This window comes from Cryobacterium sp. TMT1-62, assembly GCF_004403145.1.
GTDB lineage: Bacteria > Actinomycetota > Actinomycetes > Actinomycetales > Microbacteriaceae > Cryobacterium > Cryobacterium sandaracinum.
In genome coordinates this window covers 1-17,155 of sequence record NZ_SOGZ01000045.1, presented here as the reverse complement: position 1 = coordinate 17,155, position 17,155 = coordinate 1, and the positions used below count along the sequence as shown (strand labels likewise).

General features: G+C 66.7%; 16 protein-coding genes and 3 pseudogenes. 14 read left to right on the top strand and 5 right to left on the bottom strand.

Annotation, left to right across the window (positions count from 1 at the left end):
* The first annotated feature begins 3 nt into the window (after positions 1-3).
* The 9 genes from atpE (at position 4) to E3T34_RS12990 (ending at position 7,867) form a co-directional block, all read left to right on the top strand.
* A complete protein-coding gene (gene atpE, locus E3T34_RS13030; RefSeq protein WP_174720104.1) occupies positions 4-234 on the top strand; it encodes an ATP synthase F0 subunit C in 231 nt (76 codons plus the stop codon).
* 11 nt (positions 235-245) lie between these two features.
* Complete coding sequence (locus E3T34_RS13025; protein WP_134343228.1) at positions 246-788, top strand: F0F1 ATP synthase subunit B; 543 nt, start codon at positions 246-248, stop codon at positions 786-788.
* Positions 788-1,585: a F0F1 ATP synthase subunit delta gene (locus tag E3T34_RS13020; protein ID WP_104099704.1), complete on the top strand. Its 798-nt coding sequence runs from the start codon at positions 788-790 to the stop codon at positions 1,583-1,585. Before E3T34_RS13025 ends, E3T34_RS13020 begins: the two co-directional genes overlap by 1 nt.
* An 86-nt stretch (positions 1,586-1,671) precedes the next feature.
* Entirely contained in the window at positions 1,672-3,309 is a 1,638-nt protein-coding gene (atpA, locus tag E3T34_RS13015; RefSeq protein ID WP_104099721.1) for a F0F1 ATP synthase subunit alpha, read from the top strand.
* 103 nt (positions 3,310-3,412) lie between these two features.
* On the top strand, positions 3,413-4,315 hold the full coding sequence (locus tag E3T34_RS13010; protein WP_104099705.1) for a F0F1 ATP synthase subunit gamma: 903 nt from the start codon (positions 3,413-3,415) through the stop codon (positions 4,313-4,315).
* Between the two features lie 18 nt (positions 4,316-4,333).
* Positions 4,334-5,797, top strand: a complete 1,464-nt coding sequence (gene atpD, locus E3T34_RS13005) for a F0F1 ATP synthase subunit beta (protein WP_104099706.1) — start codon at positions 4,334-4,336, stop codon at positions 5,795-5,797.
* Between the two features lie 2 nt (positions 5,798-5,799).
* A complete protein-coding gene (locus E3T34_RS13000) occupies positions 5,800-6,066 on the top strand; it encodes a F0F1 ATP synthase subunit epsilon (RefSeq protein WP_104099707.1) in 267 nt (88 codons plus the stop codon).
* A 5-nt stretch (positions 6,067-6,071) separates the two neighbouring features.
* On the top strand, positions 6,072-6,842 hold the full coding sequence (locus tag E3T34_RS12995) for a YaaA family protein (RefSeq protein ID WP_134343227.1): 771 nt from the start codon (positions 6,072-6,074) through the stop codon (positions 6,840-6,842).
* Positions 6,843-6,886: 44 nt separating this feature from the next.
* Positions 6,887-7,867 (top strand): malate dehydrogenase, encoded by a 981-nt coding sequence (locus E3T34_RS12990; RefSeq protein ID WP_134343291.1) that lies wholly within the window; start codon positions 6,887-6,889, stop codon positions 7,865-7,867.
* A gap of 390 nt (positions 7,868-8,257) precedes the next feature.
* Here the strand turns inward: E3T34_RS12990 and E3T34_RS12985 are convergent, their stop codons facing one another.
* From E3T34_RS12985 to E3T34_RS12975, 3 genes are all read right to left on the bottom strand, one after another.
* Positions 8,258-8,878 (bottom strand): DNA-3-methyladenine glycosylase I, encoded by a 621-nt coding sequence (locus E3T34_RS12985; protein ID WP_134343226.1) that lies wholly within the window; start codon positions 8,876-8,878, stop codon positions 8,258-8,260.
* Positions 8,875-9,375 carry a methylated-DNA--[protein]-cysteine S-methyltransferase gene (locus E3T34_RS12980; RefSeq protein ID WP_134343225.1) on the bottom strand — a complete coding sequence of 167 codons (501 nt, stop codon included), beginning with the start codon at positions 9,373-9,375 and terminating at the stop codon, positions 8,875-8,877. The genes E3T34_RS12985 and E3T34_RS12980 overlap by 4 nt, the downstream gene beginning before the upstream one ends.
* A gap of 96 nt (positions 9,376-9,471) precedes the next feature.
* On the bottom strand, positions 9,472-10,590 hold the full coding sequence (locus E3T34_RS12975; RefSeq protein ID WP_166785906.1) for a N(5)-(carboxyethyl)ornithine synthase: 1,119 nt from the start codon (positions 10,588-10,590) through the stop codon (positions 9,472-9,474).
* An 83-nt stretch (positions 10,591-10,673) separates the two neighbouring features.
* On the opposite strand from E3T34_RS12975, the gene E3T34_RS12970 reads away from it, so the two are divergent.
* The 5 genes and pseudogenes from E3T34_RS12970 to E3T34_RS12955 all read left to right on the top strand — a co-directional run.
* Positions 10,674-11,636 (top strand): aldo/keto reductase, encoded by a 963-nt coding sequence (locus tag E3T34_RS12970; protein ID WP_104099713.1) that lies wholly within the window; start codon positions 10,674-10,676, stop codon positions 11,634-11,636.
* A gap of 180 nt (positions 11,637-11,816) precedes the next feature.
* Positions 11,817-11,888 (top strand): annotated as a pseudogene (locus E3T34_RS16995) (TetR family transcriptional regulator); the annotation flags it as partial.
* A gap of 12 nt (positions 11,889-11,900) precedes the next feature.
* A complete protein-coding gene (locus E3T34_RS12965; protein WP_241977412.1) occupies positions 11,901-12,296 on the top strand; it encodes a hypothetical protein in 396 nt (131 codons plus the stop codon).
* Between the two features lie 8 nt (positions 12,297-12,304).
* Positions 12,305-13,888, top strand: a pseudogene (locus E3T34_RS12960) (ABC transporter ATP-binding protein); the annotation flags it as partial.
* Positions 13,887-15,002: pseudogene (locus tag E3T34_RS12955) on the top strand (ABC transporter ATP-binding protein); the annotation flags it as partial. The pseudogenes E3T34_RS12960 and E3T34_RS12955, both read left to right, overlap by 2 nt.
* 79 nt (positions 15,003-15,081) lie before the next feature.
* Here E3T34_RS12955 and E3T34_RS16990 read toward each other — a convergent pair.
* Both E3T34_RS16990 and E3T34_RS12945 read right to left on the bottom strand, forming a co-directional pair.
* Positions 15,082-15,291 carry a TraR/DksA family transcriptional regulator gene (locus tag E3T34_RS16990; RefSeq protein WP_370327646.1) on the bottom strand — a complete coding sequence of 70 codons (210 nt, stop codon included), beginning with the start codon at positions 15,289-15,291 and terminating at the stop codon, positions 15,082-15,084.
* Positions 15,292-15,657: 366 nt separating this feature from the next.
* Positions 15,658-17,155, bottom strand: a 1,498-nt coding sequence (locus tag E3T34_RS12945) for a molybdopterin-dependent oxidoreductase (RefSeq protein WP_241977411.1), incomplete at its 5' end; no start/stop codon positions are given.

Genomic DNA, 17,155 nt, shown 5'->3' with positions numbered 1-17,155 from the left:
ATAGTGGAATCCACCATTCTTGCCGAGATCACCGGCAATATCGCCACCGTAGGCTACGGTCTTGCCGCGATCGGCCCGGGTATCGGCATCGGTATCGTCGCCGGAAAGACCGTTGAAGCCATGGCTCGCCAGCCCGAACTCGCAGGCCGTCTCCAGGTCACCATGTTCCTCGGCATAGCGTTCACGGAGCTCCTTGCATTCATCGGTGTAGCCGTCTTCTTCATCTTCGTCTAGGGATCGCCACCATGCCTGAGCTTGTTCTGGCAGCAGAAGCGGAAACGAATCCGTTCCTTCCTGCCATCTACGACATCACCTGGTCGGCTGTTGTCTTCCTGGTCGTCATGGTCTTCTTCGTGCGCTTCGCGATCCCGCGCTTCCGCCAGATCCTCGACGATCGTGCGGAGGCCATTGAGGGCAACATCGCCAAGGCAGATGATGCCCAGCGCAAGGCCGAAGCTGCTCTCGAGCAGTACACGACCCAGCTGGCCGAGGCGAGGGCCGAGGCCGGCAGGATCCGCGACGCCGCCCGCGTCGACGGACAGACGATCGTGAACGAGCTCAAGGAGCAGGCCGTCATCGCCGCCGCTCGGGTAACCGCGACGGCGAAGGCTCAGATCGTGGCCGAACGACAGGCCGCAGTGATCTCCCTGCGCAGCGAAGTCGGCACACTGGCCATCGACCTGGCCTCCGGCGTCATCGGCGAAAGCCTGACCAACGACGAAAAGGCCAGCGGCATCGTCGACCGATTCCTGGCTGACCTCGAGGCCTCGGAGAAAGTGATCCGGTAATGGGTAGCGCCACCAGGGAAGCCTTAGTCTCAACACGGGCGGTTCTGTCCCGTCCCGGGGGAACGAACGACCTCGCGACCGGCGTCAATTTGTTGAACTCCGGTCGTGTGATTGGCCACACGTCACAGCTCCGGTCGGCTTTGGTCGACCCGTCAGCGGATGCGGCGGCGAAGGCCACCCTCGTGAGCGCAATCTTCTCGGGCGCAATGACGCCGACCGCGCTGGAGCTGCTTCAAGCCGCCTCCGCCGCACGCTGGTCGAACCACACCGATCTTCTGGCCGGCATCGAAGACCTCGGCCTGCGGGTGATTGCGTCTTCGGCCACTGTCCCCGGGCAGGTCGCGGAGGAACTGTTCGCGTTCGGCAAGACCGTGTCGTCCAACGGCGAGCTCGAGCTCGCCCTCGCCTCAAAGCTCGGCACCACAGCGGCCAAGGTGAGTGTTGTTGACGCCCTCCTGGCCGGCAAGGTCTCCGAACAGACGCTCGCGATTGTTCGACACCTGGTGCAGCAGCCCCGCGGCCGCCGCATCGGAGAATTGCTGCGCTACGCCGCATCCATCGTCGCGGACCAGTCAGACAGCTCGATCGCCACGATCACGTCGGCCGCCGCGTTGGCTCCGGAGCAGGTTGATCGCCTTCGAGCCAGCCTCACGGTGCGCTATGGGCGTCGGCTCACGATCAATGAGGTTGTCGACCCCGAAATTGTCGGGGGCGTCCGCGTTCAAATCGGTGACGACGTCATCGATGGCAGCATTGCCACCCGTCTTAAAGATCTGAGAATCCAGCTCGCTGGCTGACCGCTTCAGTCAGTACCACACACCTCGGGACGGCAGCGTCTCGTGCACGACAGAACCTGTACACCCAGTACAGAAAAGGGAAGATGATGGCAGAACTAACGATCAGCCCCGATGAGATCCGTGACGCTCTCCAGGACTTCGTGAAGTCCTACGAGCCGAACAAGACCGCGACGACCGAGGTTGGCTACGTCACCACGGCCGGCGACGGCATCGCGCACGTCGAGGGCCTTCCCAGCGTGATGGCGAACGAGCTCATCACGTTCGCGGACGGCACCCTCGGCCTCGCCCAGAACCTGGACGAAGACGAGATCGGCGTCGTCGTTCTCGGCGAGTTCGCCGGCATCGTCGAGGGCATGGAGGTGCACCGCACTGGTGAGGTCCTCTCCGTACCCGTCGGCGACGGCTACCTCGGCCGCGTCGTCGACCCGCTGGGGGCGCCCATCGACGGGCTCGGCGAGATCAAGAGCGAAGGCCGCCGCGCGCTGGAGCTACAGGCACCCGGCGTGATGGACCGCAAGTCGGTTCACGAGCCCATGCAGACCGGAATCAAGGCCATCGACGCCATGATCCCGATCGGACGCGGCCAGCGTCAGCTGATCATCGGAGACCGCCAGACCGGCAAAACCGCGATCGCGATTGACACGATCATCAACCAGAAGGCCAACTGGGCGACGGGCGACGTGAACAAGCAGGTTCGTTGCATCTACGTCGCCATCGGTCAGAAGGGTTCCACGATCGCCGCCGTCAAGGGTGCGCTCGAGGATGCCGGAGTCATGGAGTTCACGACCATCGTCGCGTCCCCGGCCTCCGACCCGGCCGGCTTCAAGTACCTCGCCCCGTACACCGGCTCGGCCATCGGTCAGCACTGGATGTACGCCGGCAAGCACGTCCTCGTCATCTTCGACGACCTGTCCAAGCAGGCCGAGGCCTATCGTGCGGTGTCGCTGCTTCTGCGCCGCCCGCCGGGACGTGAGGCGTACCCCGGTGACGTGTTCTACCTGCACTCCCGTCTGCTCGAGCGTTGCGCCAAGCTGTCCGACGCCCTCGGTTCCGGATCGATGACCGGCTTGCCGATCATCGAGACCAAGGCGAACGATGTCTCTGCCTACATCCCGACCAACGTGATCTCGATCACCGACGGCCAGATCTTCCTGCAGTCCGACCTGTTCAACGCCAACCAGCGTCCCGCGGTCGACGTGGGCATCTCGGTCTCCCGAGTCGGCGGTGACGCTCAGGTCAAGTCGATCAAGAAGGTCTCCGGCACTCTGAAGCTCGAGCTGGCGCAATACCGGTCGCTCGAGGCCTTCGCGATGTTCGCCTCCGACCTCGACGCGACGAGCCGCCGCCAGCTCGGTCGTGGCGCACGCCTGACCGAGCTGCTCAAGCAGCCGCAGTACTCGCCGTACCCCGTCGAAGACCAGGTCGTCTCGATCTGGGCCGGCACGAACGGCAAGTTCGACGAGGTGCCCGTGGCCGACGTCCTGCGCTTCGAGCGTGGCCTGCTCGACCACCTGGGCCGCACCACGAGCGTACTCACGACACTGCGCGACACCAACGTTCTCGACGACGCGACCATCGCGACGCTCGAGATCGAGGTCGACAAGTTCAAGCAAGGATTCCAGACGGGCGAGGGCAAGCCGCTCGCCTCGGTGGGCAAGGAAGTCTTCGAGGCGATTCCCGCTGACAAGGTCAACCAGGAAAAGATCGTCAAGCACCGCCGCTAAGTGACATCGGCCGCGCTCCCGACTCGTTCGAGCCGCGGGGCGCGGCCGGCATCACTCGATCGTCCGCACCAATTCAGCACTGACAAGGAAGCACAGGAGACACATGGGAGCGCAACTTCGGGTCTACCGGCAGAAGATCAAGTCTGCCCAGACGACTAAGAAGATCACTCGGGCCATGGAGTTGATCTCTGCCTCGCGCATTCAAAAGGCCAAGGCTCGCGTCGCCGCGTCAACCCCGTTCGCTCGTGCCGTCACGCAGGCGGTGTCCGCGGTAGCGACGTACTCGAATGTCGCCCACGTGCTCACGACCGAACCGGAGAAGATCGAGCGCGCTGCGGTCGTCATCTTCGCCTCCGACCGTGGTCTCGCGGGGGCGTTCAGCTCGCAGGTGCTGCGTGAGGCCGAATCGCTCAGCGAGCTGCTGCGCAGCCAGGGTAAGGACATCGTCTACTTCCTGGTGGGTCGCAAGGCCGCGTCGTACTTCAATTTCCGCCGCCGCGTCTCCGAGCGCATTTGGACCGGTTCCACCGATCAGCCGCAGTACGAGACCGCATGCGATATCAGCGACGCGCTGCTCGAGGCCTTCCTCCGCGAAGCGGACGACGGTGGCGTCGACGAGATTCACGTCGTCTACAACCGGTTCGTCAGCATGGTCACCCAGCTTCCTCAGGTTGTCCGGCTGCTTCCCCTCGAGGTCGTGGAGGGCGGTGAGGAGCCTGGTGATAATCAGGTCCTGCCACTCTATGAGTTCGAACCGGACGTTGAAACGGTGCTGGACTCGCTCCTGCCCGTCTACATCGAGAGCCGTATCTTCAACTCCATGCTGCAGTCCGCCGCAGCCGAGCACGCCGCACGTCAGAAGGCCATGTCATCGGCCTCCGACAACGCGGACAAGCTAATCAAGGACTACACCCGGCTGTCCAACAACGCCCGGCAGACCGAGATCACGTCGCAGATTTCCGAGATCGTGGGTGGAGCCGACGCGCTCTCATCCGCCAAGCACTAAACCAGAGAAGAGAGAGCTATGACTGACACCGCAACCGCGCCAGTCCATGCACCGGTCGAGACCGTGGCCGTGGGCCGGATCGCCCGGGTCACGGGCCCGGTCGTCGACATCGAGTTCCCGCACGACTCGATTCCGGGCATGTACAACGCACTGAAGACCACCATCGTCATCGGTGATGTGTCGACCGTGATCACGCTCGAGGTTGCCCAGCACTTGGGCGACGACCTCATTCGCGCCATCGCGCTGAACCCGACCGACGGTCTGGTTCGTGGCCAGGAGGTCCGGGACACCGGCTCGCCCATCACGGTTCCCGTCGGGGACGTTACCAAGGGGCGCGTGTTCAACGCCATTGGCGAGGTGCTCAATGCGGAGCCCGGCGAGAAGATCGAAATCACTGAGCGCTGGCCCATCCACCGCAAGCCACCGCCCTTCGACCAGCTGGAATCCAAGACGCAGCTGTTCGAGACCGGCATCAAGGTCATTGACCTGCTAACCCCGTACGTCTTGGGTGGAAAGATTGGCCTGTTCGGTGGTGCCGGCGTCGGCAAGACCGTTTTGATCCAGGAAATGATCCAGCGTGTCGCGCAGGACCACGGTGGAGTGTCCGTGTTCGCCGGTGTCGGTGAGCGCACCCGTGAGGGCAACGATCTCATCCACGAGATGGAAGAGGCGGGCGTCTTCGACAAGACCGCCCTCGTGTTCGGCCAGATGGACGAGCCGCCGGGGACGCGTCTGCGCGTCGCCCTCTCCGCGCTCACCATGGCCGAGTACTTCCGCGATGTTGCCAAGCAGGATGTGTTGCTCTTCATCGACAACATCTTCCGGTTCACTCAGGCTGGCTCTGAGGTGTCGACCCTTTTGGGCCGTATGCCCAGCGCTGTGGGCTACCAGCCGACCCTGGCCGACGAGATGGGCATCCTGCAGGAGCGCATCACGTCGACCCGTGGCCACTCGATCACGTCGCTCCAGGCCATCTACGTGCCTGCTGACGACTACACCGACCCGGCCCCGGCGACCACGTTCGCCCACCTCGACGCCACCACCGAGCTGTCGCGTGAGATCGCTTCGAAGGGCCTCTACCCGGCCGTCGACCCGCTCACCTCGAGCAGCCGTATCCTCGACCCCCGCTACCTGGGTGCCGATCACTACAACACGGCCGTTCGCGTCAAGGCGATTCTGCAGAAGAACAAGGAACTGCAGGAGATCATCGCGATCCTCGGTGTCGACGAGCTTTCCGAGGAAGACAAGGTCACCGTCTCCCGCGCACGCCGCATCCAGCAGTTCCTGTCGCAGAACACCTACATGGCCAAAAAGTTCACGGGCGTCGAGGGGTCCACGGTATCGCTTAAGGACACCATCGAATCCTTTACGGCGATTGCCAATGGTGACTTCGACCACGTGGCCGAGCAGGCTTTCTTCAACGTCGGAGGCATCGCCGACGTCGAAGAGAAGTGGGCGAAAATCCAGAAGGAGAACGACTAGTCATGGCCGATTCTTCGCTCAAGGTCAGCGTCGTCGGGGCGGACCACGAGGTGTGGTCCGGCGAGGCGAGCATGGTTGTCGCCCGCACCGTCGAAGGCCAGATCGGAATCCTCCCCGGGCACGAGCCCATGCTGGCCATCCTGGCCAGCGGTGAGGTGCGCGTGACCCTGAGCGGCGGCGAGAAAATCGTCGCCGAGGCGGCGGACGGCTTCCTGTCGGTCGCCAACGATGTGGTCACGATCGTCGCTCGCAAGGCAGAACTCGTTTAGTCAGTGTGCTGATCCTTCTGCCGCCGTCCGAGACGAAACGTCACGGGGGCATCGAATTACCGCTTGACCTGCAGAGCCTCACGTACCCGTCGCTTGGACCCAAGCGGCGGGTACTTGTGCGTGCGCTGCAGTCGCTTGCGAAGCATCCGGATGCGATGATGTCGGCCCTAAGACTGGGTCGCACGCAGTCCGCGGAGGTGGAGCGCAATCGCGTGCTGTCCTCCGCCGCCACAATGCCGGCCATCGACCGGTACACCGGCGTCGTCTATGACGCCCTCGACGCCGCCAGCCTCTCCCCGCTGGAACGCGACTGGGCAGGCCGGAACGTCCTCGTGCATTCCGCCCTGTTCGGGCCGGTCGGCGCTCTCGATCTCCTCCCGGCCTACCGGCTGTCCTGCGATTCCAGGCTGCCGGAGCTGCCTCTGAAGAAGCACTGGGCGGGCGCTGTGGGTTGCGTTCTGGCGGGGTCAGCGGGGCTCCTGCTGGATCTCCGCTCGAACGGGTACGTGGCGCTCGGCCCCGCGCCGGTGCGGCCCGACGCGGTGTTTCTGCGCGTGGTCACGGAGACGGCGGACGGCCAGACGCGAGCCGTGAACCACTTCAACAAGACGGCCAAGGGGAACTTCACCCGGGCTCTGATCCGGCACGGTCGGTCCTTCGACACCGCCGTAGAGCTGCTCGACTGGGCACCGGGGGCAGGCTTCGATTTGCGCCCGGGAGCGGTCCGGGAACTGAATCTCGTCGTCGCCGCCGAGGTTGCCGCAACCCGAGGCTGACGCGGGCACATTCCGGCCCTAGGCTGGCTTTCGTGTCCACACCAATGAATGTCACCGTCACCGGCGCCGGCGGACAGATCGGCTATTCGCTGCTCTTCCGGATCGCGTCCGGAGACCTCCTCGGCCCGACCGTTCCCGTCAACCTGACCCTGATGGAGATCCCCTCGGGGCGCGCAGCAGCCGAGGGCACCGCCCTCGAACTGCAGGACTGCGCGTTCCCTCTCCTGCGCTCCGTGACGGTCACCGAAGACCCCGTGCGCGCCTTCGACGGCGTCAACATCGCCCTCCTGGTCGGATCCCGCCCTAGAGCCGTTGGAATGGAGCGCGTCGCGCTGCTCGAAAGCAACGGCCGCATCTTCGGTCCGGTGGGGGCCGCCCTCAACGCGGGCGCGGCATCCGACGTGCGCGTGCTGGTCGTGGGCAACCCCGTCAACACCAACGCCCTGGTGACGAGTGCCTTCGCCCCCGACATCCCCGCCGACCGGTTCACCGCCATGACGCGACTGGACCACAACCGCGGCATCGCTCAGCTAGCAAGCCGGCTGCAGGTGCACGTCGCCGAACTCGACGGTCTCACCATCTGGGGAAACCACTCCGCCAGCCAGTACCCGGATGTCTTCCACGCCACCGCCGGGGGATGTCCGGTCTCCGAGCTGGTGGCGCAGGACTGGCTCGTCGACGACTTCATCCCCCGGGTGGCGAACCGAGGCTACGAAATCATTCAGGCCCGCGGGGCATCGTCCGCGGCCTCCGCGGCCAGCGCAGCCATCGACCACGTTTACGACTGGGTCAACGGGACCGGTGAGCGGTGGACCTCGGCGGGCGTCAGCTCCGACGGCTCTTATGGCGTCCCGGAGGGGCTCGTATGTTCCTTCCCGGTTCGGGCTGTCGACGGCCGCTGGCAGATCGTGCCGGACCTGGCTATCAACGCGTTCTCGCGGGCGAGGATCGACGCGTCCGTCGCGGAGCTGATCGAGGAGCGCGAGGCCGTACGGGCACTCGGCCTGCTGCCGTCCCTCCGATAGACGCGCGAGTCCTGATGGCTGGGGGGCGATGAGGATTCGCGGATGGGGGCTTCGAAGCGGTTGTTTTCGATGCACACGTCGGAGAGCCGTGACCGCGAAAGGGAGGGGGATGAACGTGCGCTCCGACCGCCGTATGTCTGAGTCCGAGGCCTCGCGGCGACTCCGTCGAATTGGTTCGACACCGGACACGGCGCTCCGCCCGTGATGAACGGCGTCCACACGGTGCAGTCAGGGCTGAAGTGCAGGCGCGACAGAACCAATCGTTCAGGACTTACTCGCCTCGAGGAGCACCTCACGCACAACAGCCCGTGGCCGTCAGGGCGGCGGTTGGCAGCGTGGCGGCTGACAGGGCGGCGATCGGCATAGCGTCAGCCGAAGGCGTTGTGGTGGTCAGGCGTCGTTCGACCGATGGCATCCGCTCAGGTGGTCGTCGACGAGGCCGGCCGACTGCATCAGGGCGTACATGGTGGTGGGGCCGACGAACGTGTAGCCCCGGGTGCGCAACTCCCGGCTCAGTGCCATCGATTGCATTGTGGTCGCCGGGACCTCGCCGAGCTCCCGCAGCCGGGGGCCGCGGGGTTCTGGCGCGAAGCTCCAGATCAGCTCGGTCAGGCTCTCGCCGAGGTCTCGGGTGACCCGGGCGTTCCGGATGGTGGCCTCGATCTTGCCGCGGTGCCGGATGATGCTCGCATCCGCGAGGAGCAGGGCGACGTCGACGTCGTCCATCACGGCCACGCGGTTGACGTCGAAGTCGTAAAAGGCGGCCCGGAAGGCCGGCCGACGTCGCAGGATGGTGATCCAGGACAGGCCGGCCTGGAACCCCTCGAGGCACAGCTTCTCGAACAGCAGCCTCTCGTCCCGGAGCGGACGCCCCCACTCTTCGTCGTGGTAGCGCTGGTATTCGGGGTCGCCGCCGACCCAGCCGCAGCGGGTGAGCCCGTCATCGCCGAGCTTCAGTGAGGCGGATGTCGTGGCCTCGGCTGGCAGCGCGCTGGTCGCCGGGGTGCTCATGAGCGGTGCTCGATGCCCTCGTGGTCGAGGAGCCAGACCTTGGTGGGCACTCCGCTGCCGCCGCTGTAGCCGGTGATGCGACGGTCGGCGGCGAGCACCCGGTGGCAGCCGATCAGGATCGGAACGGGGTTCGCCCCGACGGCGCCGCCCACGGCCCGGCCGGACCCCGGCTTGCCCAGCGATCGTCCCAGCTCGCCGTACGAGGTCGCCTCGCCGAAGCCGAGCTCGGACAGTCGCTGCCAGACGCCCTGCTGGAACGCAGTGCCCCCGCTCGGCGCCACGGGCAGGTCGAAAACCGTGCGGGTGCCGCCGAAGTACTCCGCCAATTGGCGCGTGGCCCGGTCGAGCAGGGGCGACGGGGCTTCCGGGGTCTCGTCGAGGGGCAGCTGTCCGTCGCGTTCGATGGAGAGGGAGAGGATGCGCTCGGCGTCACTCGTGAGTTCCAGCCGCCCAATGGGGCTGGGCAGCCGGATCAGGAAGGTTCCGATGGTCGTCATGCCTCGACTGTAGTCGGCGGCGCCCTGCGCACAGCGCGGGTTTCGGACCTGGCGTGGGAAGAGCGCCGGGCTGGGCTGGGGAGGAGCCGGCCGGCTTCAGGCGAGCCGGGTGTGGGGATATTCGGGGGAGCGGTGCTGGAATGCCAGGATGTCGGGATTCCGGATGATCCCCTCGTGGATCTCGATGGCCCGCCGAAGGGTCTCGTTGGCGGTCCAAGCGGCCTCGCCCGCAAGGACCTCGCGCAGGTACGGCAACAGCGCCTCGCTGATCTCCCAGGTGGCGGAGTTCCAGAGGTACGACGGGCTGTGGTCGACCGCGTAGTAGGTGACGTTGGTGCCGACCCGGAAGGTCGGTTCGTCGAACGTCGTCGATTTCGCCCAACTGAAACCCATGCCGGTGTCGCAGGACACGTCGATGATCAGCGAGCCCGGGGCCACCATCGAGAGATCATCGTCGCTCAGGAAGATGAGCGGGGCATTTGGGTCCTGCAGCACGCAGTTCACGATGACGTCATGGCCGGCGAGAAACTCGGGCAGCGGCACCCGTTCGTTTCCCGGCAGGGCGAAGTTCCCGTTCGTGCCGTCGCCGTGGTCGAGCTGCACGATCTGGGCGGAGTGGATCGGGGAGCTGACCGCGGTCACGTCGCGATTGGTCAGCACCGTGACATCGTAGACACCGAGGGCGTTGAGCGCCGTCACGGCGCCCCGGGCGGTGGCCCCGAAGCCGATCACCGCGGCACGCTGCTTGCGGCCGTAGTCACCCGTCGAACCGATCAGGGACAGGGCGTGCAGCACGGAGCAATACCCGGCGAGCTCGTTGTTCTTGTGCAGCACGTGCAGGTGGAACTCGCCGCCTCCGGTCCAGTGGTTCATCGCCTCGAACGCGATCAGGGTCAGCCGCTTGTCGATGGCAAGCTGGGTGAGTTTCTCATCCTGCACGCAGTGCGGCCAGCCCCAGAGCACCTGTCCGTCGCGCAGTGCCGCGACATCCGCCAGCAGAGGCTTTGCGAGCAGGATGACGTCGCACTCCCGGATGAGGTCCGCGCGCGAGCAAAGCCCTCCCACGAGCGGGGCCAGCTGCTCGTCCGACACACCGAACTGCTCGCCGTAGCCGCGCTCGAGAAACATTCGCTCCCGGAGGTCCGGATCGATCCGTTCGACATGTGACGGATGAATGGGCAAGCGCCGTTCATTCGGCTTACCGGAACGCGACATGACGCCGAGCGTGAAACGACTCACTGACACCCCTTTGTAGTTGAGTCCTGTCTAGCACAGGCCGGCGAGCCTAATGTGGAGGGATGGAGCAGATGGAGTACCGCAGGCTGGGCAATTCGGGGCTCATGGTGTCCACGATCGGGTTGGGCTGCAACAACTTCGGACGCGCCGGAACCGCGACGGAGAGCCAGGCCGGAACCACCGCCGTCGTCAACGCGGCCGTCGACGCCGGGATCACCCTGTTGGACACGGCCGACATCTACGGCGCGGAACGCGGCCTCAGCGAGACCCTGATGGGTTGCGCGCTGCGGGGCAAGCGCGACCAGATCGTGCTCGCCTCGAAGTTCGGCATGGACATGAACGGTCGGAATGGACCCGACTGGGGCGCCCGCGCCTCACGTCGCTACATTCGACTGGCCGTCGAGGCGTCCCTCCGGCGCCTGCAGACCGACTGGATCGACCTCTACCAACTGCACCAGCCTGACCCGAACACCCCGATCGAAGAGACCCTGCAGACCCTCGACGACCTCATCCGCGAGGGAAAGGTGCGCTATATCGGCCACTCCAACCTGGCCGGCTGGCAGATCGCCGAGGCGGAGTTCACCGCCCGGCTGACGGGGCATCCGCGGTTCGTTTCGGCGCAAAACGAGTACAGCCTGCTGGTGCGTGACGCCGAAGACGAGGTGCTGCCGGCCGTCAACGCCTACGGGCTCGGCTTCCTGCCGTTCTTCCCCCTCTACAACGGGCTTTTCACAGGCAAGTTCTCTCGTGCGGGCGGCCCCGCCGACAGCCGCATCATGATGGTCCGGCCGCACCTGGCCCGGAACGCGCCCTGGGACGTCATCGAAAAGTACGAAGCGTTCTGCGACCAGCGCGGCGTGACCATGCTCGCAGCCACCTTCGCCTGGCTGCTGGCCCAGCCGGGGCTCACCAGCATCATCGCCGGAGCAACCCGCCCGGAACAGATCCTGCAGAACGCCACCGAGGGCAGCGCGTGGAGGCCGTCGCCCGAGGACGTGGCCTGGATCTCGGACCTCTTCGCCTGAACCGTCCTCTCTGGAACCCGAACCCCGATTCCACTTTGTGAGTGAGCGCGCACTCATAAAAGCTGGGGGGATGTCCGTCAAACCTGCGCGCGCGAAAGCCCTGTCCGTCGAGGACCGGCAGTCGATGATCCTCGACGCGGTCACGCCGCTGCTGATCGAGCACGGCAGACCGTCACCACTCGACAGATCGCCCAGTGCGCCGGGATCGCCGAGGGCACCATCTTCCGAGCCTTCGACAGCAAGGACAACCTGCTCCGGGCGGCCATGGACCGTCAGCTCGACCCCGAGCCGTTCCGTCTCGAACTTGCCGCGCTCGACCGTGAGCTCCCGCTCGAGGAACGGGTGCGCGCCATGGTCTCCCTGCTGCGCCGCCGCTTCGCGCAGGTCTTCGCGCTGATGACGGCGGTGGGCTCGATGGGCAGACCCCACACCCACGACGTCGCGCACGAGTTCACCGTGCTGCTCGCCGACGTGCTCGCGCCTGACCTCCTGCGCCTCACGGTTGCCCCGGAGCGTTCAGGGCAGGTCATCCGGATGATCGCGCTTGCGGCATCCGTGCCCCACATCACGGCCGGCCCCGACTTCGACGACGATGAGCTCACCGCCCTCATCCTCTACGGCATCATCGGCTTCCCGACGCCGCCGAACGCCCCCTGCTAGGAGATCCGATGCTCTGGAAACTGCTCGTGAAATACCTGCGGCCGTACCGGCGGCTGCTGGCAGCCGTCGTCGTGTTCCAGCTGGCCCAGTCGATCGCCTCGCTCTATCTGCCCACCCTCAACGCCGACATCATCGATGAGGGCATCGCCACGGGAGACACCGTGTACATCCTGCGCATCGGTGGTCTGATGCTGCTGATCACCCTGTTCCAGATCGTGTGCGCGATCGTCGCCGTCTTTTTCGGCGCGAAGGCCGCCATGGGGCTCGGACGCGACCTGCGCGGCGCTGTCTTCACCCGGGTCGGCGAGTTCTCCGAGCAGGAGGTCACCCGGTTCGGCGCCCCGTTGCTGATCACCCGGTCGACCAACGACGTGCAGCAGGTGCAGATGCTCGTGCTGATGACCGCCACCATGATGGTCACCGCACCGATCCTGTCCATCGGCGGCGTGATCATGGCCGTCCGGCAGGACGTGCAGCTATCCTGATTGATCGCCGTGAGCGTGCCCGTGCTGTTGATCGCGGTCGGGCTGATCATCGCGCGGATGGTGCCGCTGTTCCTCCTGATGCAGACCCGCATCGACACGGTGAACCGGGTGCTGCGGGAACAGCTCACGGGCATCCGCGTCATCCGGGCGTTCGTGCGCGAAGACGTCGAGTCCGTGCGGTTCGGCAAGGCGAACGTGGATGTCACCGACACCGCCCTTCAGGCCGGCCGCCTGATGGCCCTGATGTTCCCGGTCGTCATGCTCGTCCTGAACGTCTCCAGCGTGGCCGTGATCTGGTTCGGGGCGTTCCGGATCGAGGACGGGTCCATGCAGGTCGGCACCCTGGTTGCCTTCCTTAGCTACCTGATGCAGATCCTGATGGCCGTGATGATGGCCACGTTCATGGCCGTGATGATCCCGCGGGCGACCGTGTCGGCCGACCGGATCGGCGAAGTGCTCGAGACCGATTCCAGCGTGCGCCCGCCGCGCCACCCCGTCGTCGACAGTATCGGCCGCGGAGAGGTGGAACTCGTGGACGTGGGCTTCGCCTACCCCGGCGCCGAGCAGCCGGTGCTCTCCGACGTGAGCTTTACCGTGCATCAGGGGCAGACCACCGCGATCATCGGCAGCACCGGATCGGGCAAGACCACCCTGGTCAACCTGCTGCCTCGCCTCTTCGACGCCACCAACGGCAGCGTGCGGGTCGGCGGGGTGGACGTGCGCGAGCTCCACCCTGACCTGCTCTGGGGCAGCATCGGGCTGGTGCCGCAGAAGCCGCATCTGTTCTCCGGCACCGTGCGCAGCAACCTGCTCTACGGCAAGCCCGACGCCACTGAGGCGGAACTCTGGGAGGCACTGACCATCGCGCAGGCCCGCGACTTCGTGGCGGAGATGCCGGACGGCCTCGATGCCCCGATCGCGCAGGGCGGCATGAATGTGTCCGGCGGGCAGCGGCAGCGCCTGGCCATTGCCCGGGCCCTGGTCAAACGGCCCGAACTCTATATCTTCGACGACTCGTTCTCCTCGCTCGACTTGGCGACGGATGCTCGGCTGCGCGAGGCACTGGCCGTCGGCACGGGTGGCGCCACCATGGTGATCGTCGCCCAACCGCCTCCCGCTGCGCTACTTCGACACGGTGCAGCGAGGCGAGGTGCTCAGCCGGGTCACCAACGACGTGGACAACGTCTCACAGAGCCTGCAGCAGTCGCTGAGCCAGGCCGTCACCTCTCTGCTCACCGTGGTGGGCGTCATCGTGATGATGTTCCTGCTCTCGCCTCTCCTGGCCCTGATCGCCCTGGTCACAGTGCCGCTGACCCTGGTCACGACCGTCCTGATCGCCCAGCGCTCGCAGAAGTTGTTCGTCGCCCAGTGGACCCACACCGGCGAGCTGAACGGCCAGATTGAGGAGACCTTCACCGGCCACGCCCTGGTCAAGGTGTTCGGCCGCCAGAAGGAGGTCGAGCAACGCTTCCGGGCCAAGAACGACGAGCTCTACGAGGCCAGCTTCGGCGCCCAGTTCGTCAGCGGCCTGATCATGCCGGCGATGACATTCATCGGCAACCTCGTCTACGTCGGGATCGCCGTCGTCGGCGGCCTCCAGGTGGCATCCGGGGCCATGCAGCTCGGCGATGTGCAGGCGTTCATCCAGTATTCCCGCCAATTCACCCACCCGCTGGCCCAACTCGGGTCGATGGCGAACCTGTTGCAGTCCGGCGTCGCCTCCGCCGAGCGGGTCTTCACCCTGCTCGACGCCGATGAGCAGAGCCCCGACCCGGAGCGTGCCGAGGCACCCACGACCGCCCACGGCCGGCTGGTCTTCGAGAACGCCTCGTTCCGCTACACGGCGGACAAGCCGCTGATCGACAACCTGAGCCTGGTGGCCGAGCCCGGCCAGACCGTGGCCATCGTGGGCCCCACCGGGGCAGGCAAGACCACCCTGGTGAACCTGATGATGCGCGTCTACGAGCTCGACGCCGGCCGGATCACGCTCGATGGCGTGGACGTGCGCCGAATGGCCCGCGACGACCTGCGTGGACGTATGGGCATGGTGCTGCAGGACACCTGGCTGTTTGGCGGCACGATCCGCGACAACATCGCCTACGGGCGTCCAGATGCCACGGAGAAGGAGATCCTGGACGCGGCGACCAGCTCCGTCGACACGCGCACCGAGGTGCTCGTGCAGAAAGCGATGCGCGCCCTCCGCGCCGTCCGGAACGAATTCGACGGAGATTTTGCCCAAAGCGGCCCTAGAATGACCAAAAACCGCTCTGGAGACCAGAATCTCCGTCGAATTGGTTCAGTCAGGCCCGGCGGTGCGCCTCCAACTCGCGCGCGCAGTCGATGCACAGCTCCGCGGACGGCCGGGCCCCGAGTCGTTCCCGGCCGATCGGTTCGCCCCGGCGGGTGCAGAACCCGTAGCTGCCGTCCACGATGCGCGCCAAGGCCTGGTCGATCGCCGCAGACTGCGCCGCCAGGTCGCTGTGCACACCCGAGATGCGCGACCACTCCATGGTTAGGGTGGGTCCTTCGGGGTCGTGCTCGTCGTCGGCGGTGCCGGTGTTTCTGGCCTTGATCACACCGTCGAGGGTGGTGCCGATCCGGCCGAGCGTGATGTCGAGGTCGCGGCGCTGATGGCGGAGCAGCTTCTCGAAGTGCCGCAGGTCGGCGGGGGTCAGTTTCGTCCGGGTGGGCATGGGCGTCTACTCCGCCGCCGGGGGGCGACGTGAGCCGCCGGCGCGCACTGTCGATCCGTCATTCCGGTGCATGATTCCCGTCCTCTCAAGCCGGGCACGGCAATGCGCCGGCACGCTGCGTGGTTCTCGCTGTTGAAGATACGCCCGCGCCGGCCGGCTGCCGCGGGACTGCGAGGGGTCGCTTCAGGCGACCGTGACCGGGATATCGTGCAGGCCGGTGGCCCCATCGGGGATCACGTCCCGGCGCACGGAAGTCTGCACCAGGCCCGCGGCATCCGTCGCCCGCACCCGCAGGGTGTGCCGCCCGGCCGATGCCGGCCAGACCCAGCTCCACTGGCGCCAAGTGTCGGCCGAGATCGCGTCGGCCAGGGTCGCGTCGTTCCAGGCTCCGTCGTCAACTTGCACCTGCACGCCGCGGATGCCCACGTACTGCGACCAGGCCACACCCGCCACGATCACCGGTCCGGCCGCGACGTCGGTGTTCCGGCTCGGCACATCGATCCGGGAGGAGAGCTTGACCGGTCCTCGGGCGGTCCAGCCGCGCGTCGTCCAGTAGGCGGTCTCCCGGTCGAAGCGGGTCACGTTCAACTCGACCACCCATTTCGTGGCCGACACGTAACCGTAGAGCCCGGGCACGACCATACGCACCGGGTAGCCGTGCTCGAGGGGGAGCGGCTCCCCGTTCATCCCCACCGCGAGGATCGCATTGCGGTCGTCGGTGAGAACCTCCAGCGGGGTGCCCGCGGTCCAGCCGTCCTCGCTGCGGGAGAGTACCATGTCGGCCCCGGCGAGAGGCCGGGCCCGCGCCAGCAACAGGCGGATCGGGTAGCCCAGCCAGGTCGCGTTGCCGATCAGGTCGCCGCCGACGGCGTTAGAGACGCAGGCGAGAGTGGTCGTGCTCTCCTCGAGGGGCAGGGCGAGGAGCTCGGCGAAGTCGATCTCGATCTCCCTCTCGACCATCCCGGTGACCGTCAGCGTCCAGGTTCCCGGGTCGATCCGGGGCACCTGCAGGGCGGTGTCGATGCGGTAGAAGTCGGCGTTCGGGGTGATCAGCGGAGTGAGGCCGGGGAGGTCCAGAGCGGCACCGTCTGGGATCGGGGCACCGGGAACGGCCGCGGCCGGCAGTGTGAAGCGCGCGCGCGCCGCATCCGTCGCCCGGATACCGGCCGAGATCAGCTGCCCGCCGGCCGCGGCGAGCACGCCCAGGCCGGCGCTGGCCCCGGCCCAGACCAGGAACCGACGGCGGTCCGGAGCGGATGCTTCGGCGCCTCCGGGCGTGCGGCGCAGCTGGGCGACCATCACCGTGAGGAGCACGGCCGAAACGACCATCGCCAGCACTGCGGGCATCGCGTCGAGGGCGGCGGTGTTCTCCCGGGACAGCACCGCGAAGACGGCCAGCGCGCCGGCCAGGGCCACGAGGACCCGGCCGATCGGCGCCCGCCGGAATTCCAGCACCCCGGCGGCGGCGGCCAGCACCACGGCACCGAGCGCGACGCAGAACACCAGTACGACCTTGTCGGCCGTGCCGAACAGGGCGATGACGAGTTCCTTCAACCAGGCCGGGGCACGGTCGATGACCAGCGCGCCGACGGCGAAGATCGGGCTGCCCACCGGGGCGAGCAGGGCGGCCGTCAGCTCGGCCGCGCCGAGGCCGGCCAGGGCGGCGGCCACGCCGGCCGTC

Excerpts from the sequence above, each read along its gene's own strand:
- E3T34_RS13020 (WP_104099704.1), top strand. The coding sequence starts at position 788 with ATGGGTAGCGCCACCAGGGAAGCCTTAGTCTCAACACGGGCGGTTCTG.
- E3T34_RS12975 (WP_166785906.1), bottom strand. The coding sequence starts at position 10,590 with ATGTCGCGTTCCGGTAAGCCGAATGAACGGCGCTTGCCCATTCATCCG.
- E3T34_RS16990 (WP_370327646.1), bottom strand. The coding sequence starts at position 15,291 with ATGGAGTGGTCGCGCATCTCGGGTGTGCACAGCGACCTGGCGGCGCAG.
- E3T34_RS13025 (WP_134343228.1), top strand. The coding sequence starts at position 246 with ATGCCTGAGCTTGTTCTGGCAGCAGAAGCGGAAACGAATCCGTTCCTT.
- E3T34_RS12990 (WP_134343291.1), top strand. The coding sequence starts at position 6,887 with ATGAATGTCACCGTCACCGGCGCCGGCGGACAGATCGGCTATTCGCTG.
- E3T34_RS12970 (WP_104099713.1), top strand. The coding sequence starts at position 10,674 with ATGGAGCAGATGGAGTACCGCAGGCTGGGCAATTCGGGGCTCATGGTG.
- E3T34_RS12985 (WP_134343226.1), bottom strand. The coding sequence starts at position 8,878 with ATGAGCACCCCGGCGACCAGCGCGCTGCCAGCCGAGGCCACGACATCC.
- E3T34_RS12965 (WP_241977412.1), top strand. The coding sequence starts at position 11,901 with ATGGACCGTCAGCTCGACCCCGAGCCGTTCCGTCTCGAACTTGCCGCG.
- E3T34_RS13010 (WP_104099705.1), top strand. The coding sequence starts at position 3,413 with ATGGGAGCGCAACTTCGGGTCTACCGGCAGAAGATCAAGTCTGCCCAG.
- E3T34_RS12980 (WP_134343225.1), bottom strand. The coding sequence starts at position 9,375 with ATGACGACCATCGGAACCTTCCTGATCCGGCTGCCCAGCCCCATTGGG.
- E3T34_RS13000 (WP_104099707.1), top strand. The coding sequence starts at position 5,800 with ATGGCCGATTCTTCGCTCAAGGTCAGCGTCGTCGGGGCGGACCACGAG.
- atpD (WP_104099706.1), top strand. The coding sequence starts at position 4,334 with ATGACTGACACCGCAACCGCGCCAGTCCATGCACCGGTCGAGACCGTG.
- atpA (WP_104099721.1), top strand. The coding sequence starts at position 1,672 with ATGGCAGAACTAACGATCAGCCCCGATGAGATCCGTGACGCTCTCCAG.